Origin of the sequence: Amycolatopsis sp. NPDC001319 (genome assembly GCF_042896185.1) — a bacterium.
Taxonomy (GTDB): domain Bacteria; phylum Actinomycetota; class Actinomycetes; order Mycobacteriales; family Pseudonocardiaceae; genus Amycolatopsis.
In genome coordinates this window covers 877,101-894,629 of the sequence record NZ_JBIAWY010000002.1, presented here as the reverse complement: position 1 = coordinate 894,629, position 17,529 = coordinate 877,101, and the positions used below count along the sequence as shown (strand labels likewise).

Genomic DNA, 17,529 nt, shown 5'->3' with positions numbered 1-17,529 from the left:
ACACACTCCCTCCCGCGGAGGAGTCATGACCATTGTCGAGATAGGCCTGCCGAAGCGGCTGGTCGAGTTCACTGTGGACGGTGAGACCGTCCGGGTGCCCGAGGGCGCGACGATTCTGGACGCGTGCTCGGCTGCGGGGAAAGAGATCCCCACGCTCTGCTACGGCGACACGCTCAAACCCGCCAACGCGTGCCGGGTGTGCATGGTCGAGGTCGAGGGTTCGCGCACGCTGGTGCCGTCGTGCTCCCGCAAGGCCGAGCCGGGCATGGTCGTGCACACGGATTCCGAACGCACCCGCACGAGCCGCAAGGTGGTACTGGAGCTGCTCGGCTCGGCCACGGACCTGTCGACCACGCCCGGCGTCGCCGAGTGGATGGCGGAGACGGGCGCCGACCCCGAGCGGTTCGGCCCGCCGGCCCCGCCCTCCGACGAGCGCGACGACGCCTTGCCGGGCGAGCACGAGCCCGTCGACGGCCTCACCGCGGCCACCGTCCGTCAGCCGGTCAAGGTCGACAACGCGCTCTACGTGCGGGACTACGGCAAGTGCATCCTGTGCTACAAGTGCGTCGACGCCTGTGGCGACCAGTGGCAGAACTCGTTCGCCATCTCCGTGGCCGGCCGCGGCTTCGGGGCGCGGATCTCCACGGAGTTCGCGACGCCGTTGCCCGACAGCGCGTGTGTCTACTGTGGAAACTGCGTCGAGGTCTGTCCCACGGGCGCGCTGAGCTTCAAGGCCGAGCACGACAAACGCGAGGACGGCACCTGGGACGAGTCCGCGCAGACGCAGACCACCACGGTCTGCACGTTCTGCGGGGTGGGCTGCAACCTCACGCTCCACGTGCAGGACAACGAGATCGTGAAGGTCACGAGCCCGCACGACAGCTCTGTGACCCACGGCAACCTCTGCATCAAGGGCCGCTTCGGCTGGCAGCACGTGCAGAACACCTGACGGCAGCCCCGACCCGCCTGCCCCGGACCCGCCGTCCCCCGTCCCGGCTGCCTCAGCCGACGTGCGCGGGCGGCGGGTCCCGCGCGCTCTTTCCCTGCCGAAAACCTGAGCGAAGGGGGCAATGGTGCCTTCCGTCGAAGAAATCTCCCGAGTCGTGACTTCCGCTGTCGCACCGGCCGCGGCCGAGGCCGATCGGCTCGCGCGGTTCCCGCGAGGGGCGATGGCCGCGTTGAGCCGCAAGGGCGTGCTGGCGCTGACGGCGTCGCGGCGGCAGGGCGGGGGCGGCCACGGGCTGGCCGAAGCCGCGCGGGTGGTCGAGGTGGTGGCGCGGTCGTGCGCGAGCACGGCCACGGTGCTGCGTTCGCACTTCGCGGCCGTCGCGGTGCTGGAGGCGCACGCGGACCAGTCCGTGCGCGCGGAGCTCGCCGCGGGCCGCCACCTCAGCACGCTGGCGCTCGTCGACGCGGGGCCCGGCAGCCGCCTGCTCGCGCCGGACGGCGGGGCCGGTGCGCACGGCGGGGTCGTGGACCTGACCGGCCGCAAGGCCGGGGTGATCGCGGCGGGGGAGGCCGACAGCTACGTGTGGTCGAGCCGGCCGGCGAGCGGCCGGGGTGGCGCTTCGGTGTGGTTCGTGCCCGGCCACGCGCCCGGGCTGTTCGTGCCCGCCGCCGGTGGCGGCCTGGGGCTGCGGGCGAGCGCGACCACCACCGTGTGCGCGGATCCGGTGCAGCTGCCGGAGAACACGGTCCTCGGCCGGGACGGCGACGGAGCCGAGGTGGTGCTCGATCTGGCGCTGCCGTGGTTCCTCGGCCTCGGCGCGGCGGTCGCACTGGGCCTCGCGGAGGCGGCGATCGAGCGGGTCTCGCGGGACGGGTCCGGCGCGGATCTCGCGCGCCTGCGCCTGCGTTCCTCCGCTGTGCGGGTGCTGGCCGCCGACGCGTTCGCCACCTACAGCTGGGATCCCGTGCACGCGTTGCCGAAGTTCTTCCACCTCTGGCTCACCGCCGCGGAAACCGTCACGGCGACCACCGAGGTGGCGCTGCGGCTGTGCTCGGGCTACCCGGGTGACCCGGTGCTCGAACGCTGCTTCCGCGACGCGCGGGCGCACTGCGCGCTGGAGCCGACTGTCGACACCGTGGTGGACCTCGCCGCCCGTGTGAACGGCGACGGCGCGAGCCGGGAACTGCACGCGGCCCGTTGACCCGGCACAGCTCTGACGGCTATTCTCGAACTACGGAAGAAAGCTTCCACGATACGAAATCAAGAGGTCAGAGCAATCCGATGAGCCGAGGTATCCGATGACCGGTCCCGCCGGGGTGCGGCACTCGCTGCCCTACACCGCCAACCTGTCGATCCTGTTCACCGAGCTCCCGCTGCTCGAGCGCGCCGAGGCCGCTCGGGCAGCGGGCTTCACCGCGGTCGAGTACTGGTGGCCGTTCGACGGCGCCGACCCGCGCCCGGTCGAGGTCGAGAGGTTCGTGCGTTCCATCGAGCAGGCCGGGGTGCGGCTGACCGGGCTCAACCTGTTCGCCGGCGACATGGCCGCGGGCGAGCGCGGGCTCGTGTCGTGGGTCGGGCGCGAGGCGGAGTTCGCCGTGAGCCTCACCATCGCGATCGGCATCGCGGAGCGGCTCGGCTGCCGCAGCTTCAACGCGCTGTACGGCAACCGGCTCGACGGCGTCGCACCGTCCGAACAGGACGCCCTGGCACTGGAGCACCTGGCGACGGCCGCCGAAGCGGCGGGCAAGATCGGGGCTCGGCTGGTGCTGGAGCCGCTCTCGGGCACTCCGGCCTACCCGCTCAAGACGGCCGCGGACGCCGTGGCGGTGATGGACCGGCTGGGGCTCGACAACGTCCGGCTGCTCGCGGACCTCTACCACCTGGCGGTGAACGGCGACGACCTCGACTCCGTGATCGCCGGGTACACCCCGCGCACCGGGCACGTCCAGATCGCCGACGCGCCGGGCCGGCACCAGCCGGGCACGGGGGAGCTGGACCTCGAAGGACACCTGGAAAAGCTGGAGGCGGCGGGCTACCGCGGGCACGTGGGGATCGAGTACAAACCGGACGGTCCCACACTCGCGTCGCTGGCCTGGCTGCCGGAAGAGCGAAGGGGAGACAAATGAGCAAGGTGGGCTTCATCGGTCTCGGCGTGATGGGCACGCCGATGGCCGCGCACCTGGCCGGTGCGGGACACGACGTGAGCGGCTTCGACCTGAGCGCGGACGCGCTGGCGAAGCTGACTGCGGCGGGCGGGCGCGCGGCGTCCGATGTGGCCGACGCGGTGGCCGAGGCGGACGTGGTCGTCACGATGCTGCCCGACCACCCGCAGGTCGAGCAGGTGGTGCTGGCGGCGGGCGGGGTGCTCGACGTCGTGAAGCCGGGCACGCTGCTGGCCGACATGAGCACCATCCGGCCGGAGACGTCGATCGCCGTCGCCAAGGCCGGTGGTGCCAGGGGGATCCGGGTGCTCGACGCGCCGGTCTCCGGGGGCCAGGCGGGCGCGGAGCAGGCCGCACTGTCCATCATGGTCGGTGGCGAGGCCGAGGACTTCGAGGCGGCCAAGCCGATCTTCGAGGTGCTGGGCAAGACGATCGTCCACGTGGGACCGCACGGCGCGGGCCAGGTCGTGAAGGCGGCCAACCAGCTCGTGGTCGGCGGTATCTACGGGCTGGTCGCCGAGGCGATCGTGCTGCTGGAGGCGTCCGGAGTGGACGCGGGCACCGGGCTCGACGTGCTGGCGGGCGGGCTCGCCGGCAGCCGGATCCTGGAGCTCAAGCGCAAGTCGATGGTCGCGCGGCAGTTCCAGCCGGGCTTCCGGATCGACCTGCACCACAAGGACATGGGCATCGCGCTCGCGGCCGCGCGCCAGGCCGACGTCGCCCTGCCGCTGACCGGGCTGGTCGCCCAGCTGGTGGCCGCCGGGCGCGCCATGGGCCACGGGTCGCTGGACCACTCGGCGCTGCTGAAGGTCGTCGAGGAACTCTCGGGCCGCGAGTCGGCGGAGGTCTGACGAGAATCCCGGTCGTGGTGGGCGACCGGTTCTCGTAGGCCCCGTGATCGAGCTGATCCACTCGTCGGTTGTGGGCACTCGGAAGCCGAGCGCACCGCGGCCGGTTGTCGAGGGCCCGTGATCGAGCGCGAGGTGAGTTTCTGCCGTGGGCGGGCCCGGGTGTGCGGGGCCCGCCCACGGCAGTGCGTTGCCTGCTACCTGCTCTCGACGAGCGTGGCCAGCGACGCGAGCGCCTCGGCGTGGCCGGTGCCCGGGGCGGCGTGAAAGACCACGAGCGACAGGGCGTCCGGGCCGGGGAGGTTGAGTTTGTCGCTGTGGAGGTCGAGGGGGCCGGCCGCCGGGTGGCGGAAGCGGGCGAGGTGGCCGGTGCGGGGCTTGATGTCGTGGCGGGACCACAGTTCGCGGAAACGCTCGCTCTTCGCGGAGAGTTCCGTGACGAGTTCGGTGGCGGCGGGGTCGCCGACGTCGCGGCCGAGCGAGGCGCGCAGGCCGCCCACGCCGTCGGCGGTCGTCTCGTGCCAGTCGACGCGGAAGTCGCGCTCGGCGGGGTCGAGGAAGACCTCGCGCAGGAGGTTGTGGCCGACCGCGTAGTGCGGGGAAAGCGCGGTGGCGATGGCGTTGGCGGCGAGGACGTTGGTGAGGCGGTCCTGCACGTACGCGGGGGTGGTCGGCCACGTGTCGATCAGCTCGGCGATGCTCGGCGGCACCACCGGCGCCGGGCCCGCGGTGGTGGCGGGCGCGGGGGCCGTGAGGCTGTGGAGGTGGTCCGTGGCGTCGTCGTCGAGGCCCAGCACGCGGGCGAGCGCGTCGAGGACCTGCGCGGACGGGTTCTGGTCGCGGCCCTGCTCGAGGCGCATGTAGTAGTCGCTGCTGATTCCGGCCAGCAGAGCCAGCTCCTCGCGGCGCAGGCCGCGTACGCGCCGGCGCCCACCGGCGGGCAGGCCGACGTCTTCGGGCGAGACGAGCTCGCGCCGCGCCCGGAGGTAGTCGCCGAGGAGGTTGTCCACGCGCCCCAGTCTACGAGAGCGCGGCCAGGAGTCCGAAGTAGACGGCGCCGCCCACCACCGCGCCGACGAAGGCGCCGCTGGTCACCTCGGGCACCGTGTGGTCACCGAGCTCCACGCGCGACCACGCGACCCACAGCACGAACGGCGCCAGCAGGAGCAGCCACGGCCCGTACACCCACACCAGCATCACCGTCGCGCCCGCGGCGACCTCGGCGTGGATGGAGATCTTGAACTTCAGCGCGAACGTGATCGCCACCGCCACCGCGAGGCACGCCAGCTCGGTCGCCGTCAGCGCGATCAGCTCCCGCGGCGCCCCGCCCGCGATCAGCACCACGAACCCCGCCGCCAGCGAGCCCAGGCACACCGCGAACGGCACCACCCGCCCCGCCCGGTTCGTCACGTGGTGCGAGTCCCACTTCCCGCGCCGCGCCCCGCGCACGATGACAGCCATCGGAATCAGCGAAGCCGTCACCCCCACGACCAGCCCCCACAGCACGGTCGCCCCGACCCGGTGCCCGGTCACCTCCCACGCCACCGCGAGCGGCAACCCCAGCACCCACACCCACGGCGCCAGCACCTCCGTCGCGACGCGCGCCGCGCCCCGCTGCACCGTGCCGGTCGCCGACATCGATCTCCTCGCGTCGTGGGGGATCCGCCGCTTCACGCGCCGGCTCGCAAATCCTACGGCGGCCCGCGTTCGCCGTTGTCTCGGTCTTCGGTTCAGGGACTGTCCAATAGATCAGCCGGTGCTGTACTGTTCGGCCCATGCTGAGCTGTGAAACCCGCGAATCAGCCCTCGCCCGGATCGGCCGCGCCCTCGCCGACCCGACGCGCTGCCGCATCCTCGTCGCCCTGCTCGATGGTGTGGCCTACCCGGCACGCCTGGCCGAGACGCTCGGGTTGAGCCGGTCCAACGTCTCCAACCACCTGTCCTGCCTGCGTGGCTGCGGTCTCGTCATCGCCACCTACGAGGGCCGCCAGGTCCGCTACACCCTCGCCGACCCCCACCTGGCCCACGCCCTCTCCGAACTGACGCAGGTCGTCCTCGCCGTCGCCCCGACCCCCGACTGCGCGGATGAGGACGTACCCGCAGTGGAGGCCACCCGATGACTCCCGCGTTGCGCTTTGCGCGGGATCGCGCCGACGGCCGCGGCGGCGGACGTTCTTCCGCGTGGACCATCGCCCCCGCCGAGCGGGGTTGCCCGGTTGTGGCCGCCCGCGCGGGCGAGGACCGGCTCGGCAGAGGGGCGGCTTGATGAGTCGTGACCTGCGGGCGGAGTCGGTGGCGGCTGTCGAAGAGCGTGGCGCCAGCGGATGTGCGCCGGACGCCCGTCAGATCGCGCCGACGGCTGTCGTCTGGGACCGGCGCCGGATCTCTTCCGCCGCGCCGCATGCTCCTGCCGCCTTGGCGGCGTCGCGGTTGCGGCCGTTCGCGCGGGCGAGAACCGGCTTGGCAGGGAGGTGGCTCGATGCGTTATGAATCGCGGCCCGAACCGTCGGCCGCTGACGACGACCGCGGCGGTACCGACTACTGCACGCCCGAACCGACGGCTTCGGACGACCGGCGCCGCGGGCCCGCACTTCTGGCTGCGATGCTCGCGAACCGGTGGCCTCAGGCAGATCGGCGCTGCGCGCCCGCACTTTCGGTTGCGACGTCCCCGACCCGGCTGCCTCGGACGGATCGGAGGCGTGCGCCTGCGGTGCTGGTTGCGACACTCCCGAACCGGTGGCCTCGGGCGGGTCGGCGACGGGTACCTGCGGTGTTGGTTGCAACACTCGCGAACCGGTGGCCTCGGGCGGGTCGGCGACGGTGTAGCTGCGGTGCTGGTTGCGACGTGCCGGAACCGAGGTCTCAGGCGGATGGGCTGCGCGCGCGGGCCGTGCCGGTTGCTGTGTCTTCGAACCCGCCGCCTCGGGCGGATCTGAGGCGCGTGCCGGCGGCTGTTGTCGAGAGGCGTGGCGGTGCTGGTTGTTGCGTGCCCGCGCCGGTGGTTGTGGATGGTCGGGCGCGGCGTGGGCGCGGTGGGTTGCGTGGGTGAAGGTGTGGCTGCTGTGGAGGTGGCGTGGTGAGTCACGAGGCGCGGGTCGAACCCGAGGCGGTCGACGAGTGTTGCGGTGGCGCCGGCTGCTGTTCGGCCGAGGAGCCAGCGGGCGACCGTCGGGTGCCTGTCGTCGCGGAGGAGCGGCGGCGCGTGTTGGCGCGGCGGGTGCGGTGGCTGGTGGCGGGGACGATCGCGTACAACGTCGTCGAGGCGGTGGTCGCGCTGGTGGCAGGGGAGGCGGCGGGGTCGGGCGCGCTGGTGGGGTTCGGGTTGGATTCCGTGGTGGAGGTGGCGTCGGCGGCCGCGGTGGCGTGGCAGTTCGCCGGGGCGGATCCGGAGCGGCGGGAGCGGGCGGCGCTGAAGGTGATCGCGGTGTCGTTCTTCGTGCTGGCGGCCTACGTCGTGACCGATGCCGGGTTGGCGCTGGCGCGGGGGAGCGAGGCGGGGCACTCGACCGTCGGCATCGTGCTGGCGGCGGTGTCGCTGGCGGTGATGCCGGTGCTGTCGGCCGCGCAGCGCAGGGCCGGCCGCGAGCTCGGCTCCGCGAGCGCCGTGGCCGACTCCAAGCAAACGCTGCTGTGCACTTACCTCTCGGCGGTGTTGCTGGCCGGGCTGCTGCTCAACACGCTGTTCGGCTGGTACTGGGCCGACCCGGTCGTCGCGCTGGTCATCGCGGCGGTCGCGGTGCGGGAAGGCCGCGAGGCCTGGCGCGGGGAGCACTGCTGCTGAGTGCGCCTCAGCCCGCGGTCGCGGGCGAGCCACCACTGCAACCCCCGCAGCACGACCGCGAACGCGATGAACACGCCCACCAGCAGCACCGAACCGTCGAAATCACTCACCGCACGCTCTCTTCCCACGCGTCACCCTGACGAACCCCAGCGTGCGACGGCGGCGCCCGGCTCGCGCGCGGCGCTCACGCTTCCTTGACGCCCGCGGCGACGACGTTGACGTCACGCGCCGGATGCGCGTGGATCAACGCCCGCGCGAGCCGCGGCAAGGCCGTCGCCATGCGCTGCTCGGCGGCGTGCGCGATGCCGTGCGCCTCGGCCAGCGTGCGGCCGGGGTCCACCGACACCTCCGCCTCGGCCGCGAGGGTGTGCCCGATCCAGCGCAACCGGATCACGTCGACGCCCAGCACGCCGGGCGTCTCGGCGAGCGCGTGTTCGGCGTCGTCCACCAGGTGCGGGTCGACGGCGTCGAGCAGCCGGCCGAACACCTCGCGCGCGGCGTCGCGCAGCACCAGCACGATCGCCACCGTGATGAGCAGCCCCACCACCGGATCCGCCCACGTCCAGCCGACGAGTGCCCCGCCCGCCGCGAGCACCACGGCGAGGCTCGCGAACCCGTCGGTCCGCGCGTGCAGCCCGTCCGCGACGAGCGCCGCCGACCCGATCCGCCGCCCGACACGGATGCGGAAGCGCGCGACGAGCTCGTTGCCCACGAAACCGATCACGCCGGCGAGCGCCACCCATCCGGCGCCCGTCATCGGCCGCGGGTTCAGCAGGCGGTCGATCGCCTCGTAGCCCGCGAGCACCGCGGACCCGGCCATCACCACGAGAATCACCAGACCCGCGAGGTCCTCGGCGCGCCCGAGCCCGTGCGTGAAGCGGCGCGTCGCCTGCCTCCGCGCGAGCAGGAACGCGACCGCCAGCGGCACGGCGGTCAGCGCGTCGGCGAAGTTGTGCAGCGTGTCGCCGAGCAGCGCGACCGACCCGGTGAACCCCACGACCACCAGCTGCGCGACCGCCGTCGCCAGCAGCCCGGCGAACGACAGCCACAACGCGCGCATCCCGGAGCGGCTCGCCTCGAGCGTGTCGTCGACGAGCTCCGCCGACTCATGGCTGTGCGGTTTCAGGGCGTGCTTGAGCTGGCTCCAGTGCCCGTGGCCGTGCCCATGCCCGTGTCCTGCGCTTTCCATGTCCGGAACGGTAGCAGAACGAATGAAGATATGTTCATGTCTCCTGTCGTGTTCTAGTCTCCTCTCCATGGGACACGGGGTCGAAGGGCGTCGCCGCCCCGCGGGACCGCTCGACGCGACCACCGCGGCCGCGGTCGCCACCACACTGCAGGCCCTCGCGACCCCGAGCCGCCTGCTCATCCTCAGCGCACTGCGCGAACAGCCCCTCGCCGTCGGCGACCTGGTGGCCGCGGTCGGGATGGAGCAGTCGGCCGTGTCGCACCAGCTGCGGCTGCTGCGCAACCTCGGGCTGGTCGTCGGCACCCGCAACGGCCGCAGCATCGTCTACAGCCTGCACGACAACCACGTCGCCCAGTTGCTCGACGAGGCCGTCTACCACAGCGAGCACCTGCGGCTCGGGGTCGCGGACCGCGCGGGTGAGGCCGGGTAAACCGCGGCGGCGCCGGGGTGTGTCTCGGGCGGTGGGTACTCCTCTCGTTCGCCTAGACTTCAAGTGTGAGTGAGACTTGCGATGCCGTCGACGAGGTCATCGCTCAGTGGCGGCAGGAACGGCCGGACCTCGACCTGTCCGCCATGGACGTGTTCGGCCGGCTCTCCCAGCTGACCCGGGTGGTCGAGTCCGTCGTGGAACGGGTGTTCACCGAACACGGCCTGCGCCCCGGCGAGTTCGACGTGCTCGCCGCGCTGCGCCGCACGGGCTCGCCCTACACCCTCACCCCCTCCGAACTCTCGGCCGCGCTGATGACCTCCCGCGCCGGCATGACCAACCGCCTCGACCGCCTGGAGGCCGCGGGCTACGTCGAGCGCAGCCTCGACCCGGCCGACCGCCGCAGCTTCCGCATCACCCTCACCCCGGCCGGCCGCGACGTCATCGACGCGACCCTCACCGACCACGCGGCCGGTCTCGCGAAACTCCTTTCTTCGGCCACGACCCCCGACGACGCGGCGACGTTGAGCCGCATCCTCAAGGTGATGCTTGCGGAACTCCGTTGAGGACCGGCGGACGACCCGAACCGTCCTGTATGGACGGACCTGGCGGCGGCTGATCGCGGACAACCACCGCGGCGGTCGTCGGATGACCGCATCGACCGGCAGCCGCATGGCTGCGGCCAGGCAAGCTCGACCGCGGTCCGGCCACGGTGATGGCCCGCAGCGCCATCCCACACGGGACGACACGTGACGACGGTGCAGGCCGCACGGATCGCCGACGATCGAACGCCAGCAGCCGGCCACCGAACCTCCGCAACGGCCGGGCGGTGTTCAAGCCCGCCCGCCGGTCGGGTGTGGTGCCGAGGGCAGCCGGCCTCTGTGGCGGCCACTGCCGGACTGTCGGCGGTGCGCTCCGGTCAGTCCCGATGATCGGGGTCGGGTCTGCGACTGGGTGCCTCAGCACTAAAGCGGTGTCGTCGCAACCGATCCGCGGCATCCGCAAGTCGCAGTGCTCATCCTCCAAGCCGGAATCGCGCGATTGCTGATCCTCCCTTTGGCGCGCGACGACGAAACGTCCATCCCGGCCTGCCCGACGCCACCGCGCCCGGCAACGCACCGCGGCCGAGCCGAACGCCCCAGCGTGTGCCGGCGGGCGACGTCAGAACGGCGGATCCCCCGCGCCCGCGGTGACCGGCATCGGGGCGGCCGGGGACCACGGGCTGTCGGAACTGCCCGAGCTTTCCGGGGAATCGCCGGACGGCGGCCCGGAACGGTTGGCGCGATTGACTTTGGCCGTGGCGTAGCGAAGGGAGGGGCCGATCTCGTCGACCTGGAGTTCCACGACGGTGCGGCGTTCGCCTTCCTTGGTGTCGTAGGAGCGTTGGGTGAGGCGGCCCTGGACGATGACGCGCGCGCCGCGGGTGAGGGATTCCGCGGCGTTTTCGGCGGGCTGGCGCCAGAGCGAGCAGCGTAAGAAGAGGGCTTCGCCGTCTTTCCATTCGCCCGTGGCGCGGTCGAAGGTGCGCGGGGTGGACGCGACGGTGAAGTTGGCGACCGCGGCGCCGGACGGGGTGAAGCGCAGCTCCGGGTCGGACGTGAGGTTGCCGACGATGGTGACGACCGTGTCTCCGGCCATGGTGTTCTCCTCGGGTTCCGGCGGCGCCCCGGGGTGGGGGCCGCTTCCGGGATTCAGGAGACCATCCGGGTACGACAGTTTCTCCGGCAGCGGCCGTCACCCCATCAGGTGGTGTGCCGGAACCCTTCCTTCGGCCGTGCCCGGACGGGCGCGGCCACGGCACGATAGGCGGCCGAGGCGGTGGAGAGGGAGCGGATGAGGATCTGGCGGAAGGCCCGCGCGGCAGTGCTGGCGTTGGCGTTGGTGGGGAGCACCGCGGCAACCCCCGCGAGTGGCACCGCGACCGACTGCTGCGGTGGCCCCTCGTCGTGGACCACCGGGGACAAGTCCGCGCTCGGCACCTCGGCGACGACGCAGAGCCCGGTCTGGTTCACCGTCGCGGACGGCGTGACGTCGGAGGTGTTCTACCCGCGCGTGGACGTCCCCGAGACGCAGGACATGCAGTACGTCGTCACCGACGGCTCCTCGTTCGTCGACCTCGAGCGCGACGCGACCGACCACGCCGTCTCGATGCCCGACGAGAAGTCGCTCGAATACACCGTCACCAACACCGCGAAGAGCGGCCGCTACCGCATCACGACCACGTACGTCACCGACCCGGCCCGCGCGACGCTCGTGACCCGGACCCGGTTCCAGGCGCTCGACGGTGGCACGTATCGGCTTTACCTGCTCGCCAACCCGTCCATGGCCGGCGGCGCGGGCGGGGACACCGCGTCGTGGGACGGCAATGGGCTTGTGGCGAGCGGTACGGAGAACCTCTTCGGCACGACGACCACCGTCGTGTCCTCACTGCGCGCGTCGACCGGATTTTCCGCGCACGACAACGGATACTCCGGCGCCGCCAGCGACTGTCTCGTCGACCTGCGCGCGGATCACCGGCTGGACAACGGGTTCGATGCGGTTTCGGGCGCGGGCAACGTGGTCCAGTGTGGACAGATCCCGGTCGCCGCGGACACCACCTTCACCGTCGCCCTCGGCTACGGATCGACCGCGCAGGCGGCGACGAGCGCGGCAACCGGCTCACTCACCGCGGGGTTCGGCGCGCTGGAAGCCGGTTACCGTACGGGCTGGAACTCCTACGTCGGCAGCCTCAAGCCCGCCCCGGCGAACGTCGCGGGGGACCAGCAGCGGCGGCGCGCGTATTACGTCGCCGCGATGGCGTTGCACGCGGCCGAGGACAAGACGTTCCGCGGGGCCGGCGTGGCCGGACTGGCGACGCCGTGGGGCGACGTCGTCAACGGCGACAGCCTCGGCGACGGTTACCACCGGGTGTGGGGTCGCGACCTCTACCAACAGGCCACCGGTCTCCTGGCCGCCGGCGACACGGCGCAGCCGAAACGCATGGCGCAGTTCCTGTGGAACTCGCAGTGGATCGGCTCGCCGACCGCCGGCGACGGCACGACGTACCCGGCCGGCGCGTTCCCCCGCTACAGCCCCGTGAGCGGCGTCGCCGGCGCCAGTGCGCAGCAGCTCGGGTGCTGCGAGCAGCTCGACCAGGACGCCGACGCGATCGTGCTCGCGTGGCTGACCGGTCTCACCGACGCCGCCACGTACGCGAAGGTCAAGGTCACCGCCGAGCACCTGCGCACGAGCGGTCCCGCCACGACCGAACGCTGGGAAGAACAGTACGGCCGGTCGCCCTCGTCGATCGCCGCCGAGATCGCGGGGCTGGTGACGGCGGGCGCGATCGCCCGGGCCAACGGTGACACCGCGAGCGCCACCACGTGGGAGTCCACAGCGGACTCGTGGCGGGCTTCGCTCGACTCGTGGACCGTGACGACGTCCGGTTTCTGGGGCGGCCACACGTACTACGAGCGCCTCGACAAGGGCACCGACCCCAACGACGGCGGGCAGATCTGCTTCGACGAAGGCTGCTTCTACGAGCACGACGTGGTCGACTTCGGCTTCCTCGACCTCGTTCGGCTCGGCGTGCGCGCGCCGGCCGACCCGACGATCGCCGCCTCGATCGCCCCGACGGCCGCCGCGTCGGACGGCAACGCACCGATGCAGGTCACCCTGCCCAACGGCGACGTCTACTTCCACCGCTACCCGCACGACAACTACGGCGAAAGCACCTCCGCGTGCACCGGCTGGCCCGCCGGCGGCCCGCAACGCTTCGGGCGGCTGTGGCCCGTGCTGTCCGGCGAGCGCGGCGAGTACGAGCTCGCCAACGGCCGCTCGGCCGCGGTCTACCTCAAGTCCATGGCCGACGCCGCCAACGACGGCTACTTCATCCCCGAACAGGTGTGGGACCGCGCGAGCGGCTGCTTCGCCCTCGGCCGCCCGACGGGCAGCGCCGCACCCCTGATGTGGGCGGAGGGCCAGTACCTGCGGCTGGCCCAGAGCATGGACGCGGGGCACAACCTCGACACGCCTTCGGTGGTGAAGGAGCGGTACGGCAGCTGAGGTCCGCAAGCCGCGGCCGGCGCGAAGCATTGCTAACGAGTTCGGCCCGCAAGCGCTTCGGGTCGGAATGGACCGGCACGGCGGATGCGGCGCCGGCTCGCGTGACTTCGGCGGCGAAGCACCGCGGACGCCCTTGACGCTTGGCCCGCGACGCTGCCGAGGTCGGCCGCGTCGCGGGCGCAGCGATGGGCGCCGCGGCAACCTCACCTTGCCCTCGACGTGCGAGCCTGCCTCGGCAGCTGAAACGCGGCCCGCGCGAGTGGCGGCTGTCGTTCGGCGAACGCGACTGGCGCGGCCCGGCGCGGGCGGGCTCGGCCTCCTGGCGCTTCGGGGCGAAATGCAGCCGACCCTCGAAGACGTCTCCTTCGAGGGTCGGCCGGAACGGCACAGCAGAGGACGCGGCGCCGGCGCGAAGGGACCGGCGCGGCACCTTCCCCGAATACGCACCTGGAGCAGTGCGGCCCGCACCTCACGCGCCTCCGGTGGTCAAAAACCGGCACCGCGGCCGATATCGAGCACCGAAATTCCTACAGATCCGTCGAGAACGCCACGCTCTTCTGCTCCCGCACCTCCGCCAGCTGGGCCTCCAGCGCGGCCGTGATCGCGGTCCACGCGTCGCTGCCGAGGACCAGGCGGCGGGGTGCCGGGGTGTGGTCGACGGTGGCGATCATGGCCGCCGCCATGCGGGCGGGGTCGCCGGGGGCGAGGGTGGTGCGTTCTTCCAGGATCTGGCGGATGCGGGCGGCCGGGGAGGCCGCGTAGGCGTCGATTTTGGGGGCCAGGCGGGAGTTGCCGTAGCGGAACTCGGTGCGGGCGCCGCCGGGTTCGACGAGGGTGACGCCGATGCCGAAGGGCGCGACTTCGTCGGCGAGGGCGTCGGCGAAGCCTTCGATGCCCCACTTCGTCGCGTGGTAGAGCGAGCCGCCCGGCCAGGCGACCTGGCCGCCGACCGAGGAGAGCTGGAGGATGCGGCCGCCGCCGTCGGCGCGGAGGTGGGGCAGCGCGGCGCGGATGAGCTGGATGGAGCCCAGCAGGTTGGTGTCGAGCTGGTGGCGCACCTGCTCGTCGGTGAGCTCCTCCGCGGCGCCCATGAGGCCGTAGCCGGCGTTGCTGACCACGACGTCCAGGCGCCCGAAGTGGGCGTGCGCGGCGTCGACGACCGGGCGGATGGCCGCGGTGTCGGTCATCTCCAGCAGGGAGACGTGGAACGCCGAGCCGTACGACTCGACGAGGTCGGCCACCGAGCCGGGACGGCGGACGGTGCCCGCGACGCGGTCGCCGGCGGAAAGCAGCTGTTCTGCGAGGTGCCGGCCGAAGCCGGTGCTCACGCCCGTGATGAACCAGGTTCGTGTCATGCCGCCAGCCTGGGCCGTCTCGACCCGGCCGACCAGACCGTGCCGACAGGGGTGCCGCCAGGGCCACCTTCGGCGAATTATCGTGGAGGGCATGGCGGGCAACGTGATCGGCGAGTACCTGCGCGCACGGCGCGAGCAGGTGCGGCCGGAGGACGTCGGGATCACCGTGAACAGCCACCGGCGCGTGCCGGGCCTGCGGCGCGACGAGCTGGCGATGCTCGCCGACATCAGCACGGAGTACTACACGCGGCTGGAGCAGGGCCGCGACCGCCACCCGTCGGCGCAGGTACTCGACGCCGTGGCCCGCGGGTTGCGCCTCGACCGCGAGGCCACCGCGTACCTCCACGACCTCGCCGACCCTGCGCCACGCCGTCGCCGTGCGCCGCAGAGCCACGAAAACGTGCGGCCCAGCGTCGCGCGGCTGATCGCGTCGTGGGAGCTGACGCCGGCGTACGTGCAGGGCCGGCATCTCGACGTCCTCGCCGCCAACCCCATCGCGGCCGCGCTGTCGCCCGTGTACACGCCGGGCACCAACCTGTTGCGCGCCGTCCTCCTCGACCCGGCCGCGCAGGAGTTCTTCACCGGCTGGGAGGCGCGGGTCGGCGGGCTCGTCGCGAGCCTGCGGGCCGCCAGTGAGCCGGACGATCCGCGGCTGGCCGGGCTGGTCGAGGAGCTGTCGGCGGAGAGCGAGCTGTTCCGCCGGCTCTGGCCGCGCCACGACGTCCGCCCGCAGCCCGGCGGCGGCACCCACCACCTGTGCCACCCGCGGGTGGGCGAGCTGGAGCTGCAGTACGACAAGTTCGCCGTCACCGGCGCCGAAGACCAGCTGATGGTGATCTACCACGCCGAGCCCGGCACCCGGTCGGCCGATGCCCTGCGGAAGCTGGCGGAAGACGTCAGCGGACCAGGTGGAACGCCCGCGCCGCCGGGGCGAACGTCACCGACTGCCCGCGTGTCACGGTGACCGCGTCGTTCTCCAGGCCGTCGCCGAACGCGGTGAGGTGATCGGACTCGACGTCGACCGTCAGCGCCGACGTCGTGAGCTCGCCCTCGGTGAGCGACGTCCCGGTGGTGGGGGAGGGCCAGGCCTCCCGGACGAACCACACGAGCCGGCGTTCGTCGGCGGCCGGCAGGCGCAAAGCGCTGTGCCGCTCCTGCCAGACCGACCGGCACCAGCCCGTGGCGCCGGTGCCCGTGCCGACCAGCAGGCCCGACGACGCCTGCCGCTCGGGACCCAGGCGGTAGCGCGCGGTCTGGTGGCTCGGGTGGCCGAGGTAGATCTCGTTGAGCGCCAGCAGCTTCTGGCCGTCGTCGGCGGTCAGCTCGACCATCGTGCGGGGCTCGACCGAGTCCCGCGAGCGCAGCAGGTCCGCCGTGGCCTCGGCCGGGTGGCGCACCAGGATGCCCGGCTCACCCGGCGTGATGCCGACGACGCGCTGGCCCGCGAGGTACTTCGCGACGTTCGCGACCAGCCCGTCCTGCCCGACGACGAGCACCACGTCCTCGGGCGTGAACAGGAACCGCGACAGGTCCGCTCGCTCGACGCTGCCGCGGCGCCAGTCCAGCGGGATGGCGGCCGACACCGCGGTCAGCGCCCGCCGCAGCGCCGCGTCCTGCGCCACCACGTCGTCGAGCGAACGGCCGCGCGTGGCCAGGAAGAACTCGGCCTGGCCGAGGGTGCCGTGGCGGGCGAGCAGCTCGTCGAGCTCGGTGCGCCGGTGCACCACCACGGCCCGCGGGGCGAGGCTCACGACCCGATCCCCAGCCGGGCCAGCAGCGGCGCGATCAGGTCAGGCGTGAGCACGAGGCTGTCGATCTTCGGCAGGTTCGCCGCCAGCTCCTTCACGGCCAACGCGCGCAGCACCGGCTCCGGCAGGTCGCGGTACGCGGCCAGCCGCGCGGCCTCACCGGCCGCCTCCGCTTCGCCGAGCGTCCGCGTGGCCTCGGCCTTCACCTGCGCCAGCCGCGTCTCCCGGCTCGCGCGGGCCTCGGTCTCGATGTGGTCGGCCGCCGCGGCTTCCTCGGCCTGACGCCGGGCGTTGGCGCCGCGCTGGGCCAGCAGCTGCTCCTCGCGCCGGGCGAGCTCGATCTTGTTCTGCAGCTCGTTCTCGCCGATCGCGCGCTCGCGTTCCACGGCCAGCGCCCGCCGCTCGTAGGTCGCGCGGTCGGCTTCCTGCTGCACCTTCTCTCGCGCGGTCGTCTGCAGGGCCTTCTCGACTTCGGGCTCGGCGCGGATCGCGACGACCCGCACGTCGAGCACGGCCGAACCCGTCTGCGCGAGCCGCGTGTCCTCCTCGGCCAGCCCGGCGCGGATGCGGTCGCGCACGGCACCGACGCCGTCGACGAGAGCCTCCGCCAGCGGCGTGCGGGTGAGCACGTCGAGGGCGTACTGCTGCACGTTCTCGGTGAGCAGGCCGCTGATCTGCGCGAGCGGGTCGCCGCGCCACCGGCCCGTGTCCGGGTCGACGGAGAAGTCGATGCGCTGCGCGGCGAGCGCCGGGTCGACCACGCGGAAGGTGAGGGCGAGCTGCACCGTCACGTCCTGGAAGTCGGCCGTGCGGGCGTGGAACAGCAGCGGCAGCTCGCGGTCGTCGACCGGGATCTCCGACAGGGCCGCGGCCAGCGGCCGGTACCAGAACGACAGCCCGGTGCCGTCGTGCACGAGCTTGCCGCCGCGCAGGTGCCGGATGTGCGCGGTCGGCACCCCTCGCAGGTGCCGGAACCCGAACCGGCGCTTGATGTCCACCATGGGGACCTCCTTATCGTCGCCGTGA

17 protein-coding genes are annotated in these 17,529 nt (G+C 72.7%); 10 read left to right on the top strand and 7 right to left on the bottom strand.

Features of this window, described 5'->3' with window-relative positions; translation table 11 throughout:
- The first annotated feature begins 25 nt into the window (after nt 1–25).
- The 4 genes from ACFY1H_RS09410 (at nt 26) to ACFY1H_RS09395 (ending at nt 3,962) form a co-directional block, all read left to right on the top strand.
- The gene (locus ACFY1H_RS09410; RefSeq protein WP_366582013.1) at nt 26–949 is read left to right on the top strand and encodes a 2Fe-2S iron-sulfur cluster-binding protein; all 924 of its coding nucleotides are present in this window, start codon (nt 26–28) and stop codon (nt 947–949) included.
- A 121-nt stretch (nt 950–1,070) separates the two neighbouring features.
- On the top strand, nt 1,071–2,150 hold the full coding sequence (locus ACFY1H_RS09405) for an acyl-CoA dehydrogenase family protein (protein WP_366582014.1): 1,080 nt from the start codon (nt 1,071–1,073) through the stop codon (nt 2,148–2,150).
- A 97-nt stretch (nt 2,151–2,247) separates the two neighbouring features.
- Complete coding sequence (locus tag ACFY1H_RS09400) at nt 2,248–3,075, top strand: TIM barrel protein (protein ID WP_366582015.1); 828 nt, start codon at nt 2,248–2,250, stop codon at nt 3,073–3,075.
- Nucleotides 3,072–3,962 (top strand): 2-hydroxy-3-oxopropionate reductase, encoded by an 891-nt coding sequence (locus tag ACFY1H_RS09395; protein WP_366582016.1) that lies wholly within the window; start codon nt 3,072–3,074, stop codon nt 3,960–3,962. The genes ACFY1H_RS09400 and ACFY1H_RS09395 overlap by 4 nt, the downstream gene beginning before the upstream one ends.
- 194 nt (nt 3,963–4,156) lie before the next feature.
- Here ACFY1H_RS09395 and ACFY1H_RS09390 read toward each other — a convergent pair whose 3' ends face one another.
- Both ACFY1H_RS09390 and ACFY1H_RS09385 read right to left on the bottom strand, forming a co-directional pair.
- Entirely contained in the window at nt 4,157–4,969 is an 813-nt protein-coding gene (locus tag ACFY1H_RS09390; RefSeq protein WP_366582017.1) for a helix-turn-helix transcriptional regulator, read from the bottom strand.
- Nucleotides 4,970–4,979: 10 nt separating this feature from the next.
- A complete protein-coding gene (locus ACFY1H_RS09385; protein ID WP_386945689.1) occupies nt 4,980–5,597 on the bottom strand; it encodes a hypothetical protein in 618 nt (205 codons plus the stop codon).
- A 137-nt stretch (nt 5,598–5,734) separates the two neighbouring features.
- Between ACFY1H_RS09385 and ACFY1H_RS09380 the strand changes: the two genes are divergently transcribed.
- Together ACFY1H_RS09380 and ACFY1H_RS09375 are read left to right on the top strand one after the other, a co-directional pair.
- Complete coding sequence (locus tag ACFY1H_RS09380) at nt 5,735–6,079, top strand: ArsR/SmtB family transcription factor (RefSeq protein WP_386945687.1); 345 nt, start codon at nt 5,735–5,737, stop codon at nt 6,077–6,079.
- Nucleotides 6,080–7,032: 953 nt separating this feature from the next.
- Complete coding sequence (locus ACFY1H_RS09375) at nt 7,033–7,740, top strand: cation transporter (protein ID WP_386945685.1); 708 nt, start codon at nt 7,033–7,035, stop codon at nt 7,738–7,740.
- A 184-nt stretch (nt 7,741–7,924) separates the two neighbouring features.
- On the opposite strand, the gene ACFY1H_RS09370 is transcribed toward ACFY1H_RS09375, so the two are convergent.
- Complete coding sequence (locus tag ACFY1H_RS09370) at nt 7,925–8,929, bottom strand: cation diffusion facilitator family transporter (protein WP_386945684.1); 1,005 nt, start codon at nt 8,927–8,929, stop codon at nt 7,925–7,927.
- 67 nt (nt 8,930–8,996) lie between these two features.
- On the opposite strand from ACFY1H_RS09370, the gene ACFY1H_RS09365 reads away from it, so the two are divergent.
- Both ACFY1H_RS09365 and ACFY1H_RS09360 read left to right on the top strand, forming a co-directional pair.
- Nucleotides 8,997–9,359, top strand: coding sequence for a metalloregulator ArsR/SmtB family transcription factor (locus tag ACFY1H_RS09365; RefSeq protein ID WP_364177866.1), 363 nt, complete (start codon nt 8,997–8,999; stop codon nt 9,357–9,359).
- A gap of 65 nt (nt 9,360–9,424) precedes the next feature.
- A complete protein-coding gene (locus ACFY1H_RS09360; RefSeq protein WP_386945682.1) occupies nt 9,425–9,922 on the top strand; it encodes a MarR family winged helix-turn-helix transcriptional regulator in 498 nt (165 codons plus the stop codon).
- Nucleotides 9,923–10,517: 595 nt separating this feature from the next.
- Here ACFY1H_RS09360 and ACFY1H_RS09355 read toward each other — a convergent pair.
- Nucleotides 10,518–10,994, bottom strand: coding sequence for a single-stranded DNA-binding protein (locus tag ACFY1H_RS09355; protein ID WP_386945680.1), 477 nt, complete (start codon nt 10,992–10,994; stop codon nt 10,518–10,520).
- A gap of 195 nt (nt 10,995–11,189) precedes the next feature.
- Between ACFY1H_RS09355 and ACFY1H_RS09350 the strand changes: the two genes are divergently transcribed.
- Entirely contained in the window at nt 11,190–13,400 is a 2,211-nt protein-coding gene (locus ACFY1H_RS09350; protein WP_386945679.1) for a glycoside hydrolase family 15 protein, read from the top strand.
- Nucleotides 13,401–13,927: 527 nt separating this feature from the next.
- Here ACFY1H_RS09350 and ACFY1H_RS09345 read toward each other — a convergent pair.
- The gene (locus tag ACFY1H_RS09345; protein ID WP_386945677.1) at nt 13,928–14,755 is read right to left on the bottom strand and encodes an SDR family oxidoreductase; all 828 of its coding nucleotides are present in this window, start codon (nt 14,753–14,755) and stop codon (nt 13,928–13,930) included.
- A gap of 91 nt (nt 14,756–14,846) precedes the next feature.
- Between ACFY1H_RS09345 and ACFY1H_RS09340 the strand changes: the two genes are divergently transcribed.
- Entirely contained in the window at nt 14,847–15,719 is an 873-nt protein-coding gene (locus ACFY1H_RS09340) for a helix-turn-helix domain-containing protein (RefSeq protein ID WP_386945675.1), read from the top strand.
- Here the strand turns inward: ACFY1H_RS09340 and ACFY1H_RS09335 are convergent.
- Both ACFY1H_RS09335 and ACFY1H_RS09330 read right to left on the bottom strand, forming a co-directional pair.
- On the bottom strand, nt 15,652–16,506 hold the full coding sequence (locus ACFY1H_RS09335) for a hypothetical protein (RefSeq protein ID WP_366582028.1): 855 nt from the start codon (nt 16,504–16,506) through the stop codon (nt 15,652–15,654). The two genes, ACFY1H_RS09340 and ACFY1H_RS09335, sit on opposite strands and share 68 nt — an antisense overlap.
- The gene (locus tag ACFY1H_RS09330; RefSeq protein ID WP_366582029.1) at nt 16,503–17,504 is read right to left on the bottom strand and encodes an SPFH domain-containing protein; all 1,002 of its coding nucleotides are present in this window, start codon (nt 17,502–17,504) and stop codon (nt 16,503–16,505) included. Before ACFY1H_RS09330 ends, ACFY1H_RS09335 begins: the two co-directional genes overlap by 4 nt.
- Nucleotides 17,505–17,529 lie beyond the last annotated feature (25 nt).

What these genes read in the sequence shown, in the direction of transcription:
- ACFY1H_RS09410 (WP_366582013.1), top strand. Translation starts at nt 26, where the DNA reads ATGACCATTGTCGAGATAGGCCTGCCGAAGCGGCTGGTCGAGTTCACT.
- ACFY1H_RS09405 (WP_366582014.1), top strand. Translation starts at nt 1,071, where the DNA reads ATGGTGCCTTCCGTCGAAGAAATCTCCCGAGTCGTGACTTCCGCTGTC.
- ACFY1H_RS09400 (WP_366582015.1), top strand. Translation starts at nt 2,248, where the DNA reads ATGACCGGTCCCGCCGGGGTGCGGCACTCGCTGCCCTACACCGCCAAC.
- ACFY1H_RS09395 (WP_366582016.1), top strand. Translation starts at nt 3,072, where the DNA reads ATGAGCAAGGTGGGCTTCATCGGTCTCGGCGTGATGGGCACGCCGATG.
- ACFY1H_RS09385 (WP_386945689.1), bottom strand. Translation starts at nt 5,597, where the DNA reads ATGTCGGCGACCGGCACGGTGCAGCGGGGCGCGGCGCGCGTCGCGACG.
- ACFY1H_RS09380 (WP_386945687.1), top strand. Translation starts at nt 5,735, where the DNA reads ATGCTGAGCTGTGAAACCCGCGAATCAGCCCTCGCCCGGATCGGCCGC.
- ACFY1H_RS09370 (WP_386945684.1), bottom strand. Translation starts at nt 8,929, where the DNA reads ATGGAAAGCGCAGGACACGGGCATGGGCACGGCCACGGGCACTGGAGC.
- ACFY1H_RS09365 (WP_364177866.1), top strand. Translation starts at nt 8,997, where the DNA reads ATGGGACACGGGGTCGAAGGGCGTCGCCGCCCCGCGGGACCGCTCGAC.
- ACFY1H_RS09355 (WP_386945680.1), bottom strand. Translation starts at nt 10,994, where the DNA reads ATGGCCGGAGACACGGTCGTCACCATCGTCGGCAACCTCACGTCCGAC.
- ACFY1H_RS09350 (WP_386945679.1), top strand. Translation starts at nt 11,190, where the DNA reads ATGAGGATCTGGCGGAAGGCCCGCGCGGCAGTGCTGGCGTTGGCGTTG.
- ACFY1H_RS09345 (WP_386945677.1), bottom strand. Translation starts at nt 14,755, where the DNA reads ATGACACGAACCTGGTTCATCACGGGCGTGAGCACCGGCTTCGGCCGG.
- ACFY1H_RS09340 (WP_386945675.1), top strand. Translation starts at nt 14,847, where the DNA reads ATGGCGGGCAACGTGATCGGCGAGTACCTGCGCGCACGGCGCGAGCAG.
- ACFY1H_RS09330 (WP_366582029.1), bottom strand. Translation starts at nt 17,504, where the DNA reads ATGGTGGACATCAAGCGCCGGTTCGGGTTCCGGCACCTGCGAGGGGTG.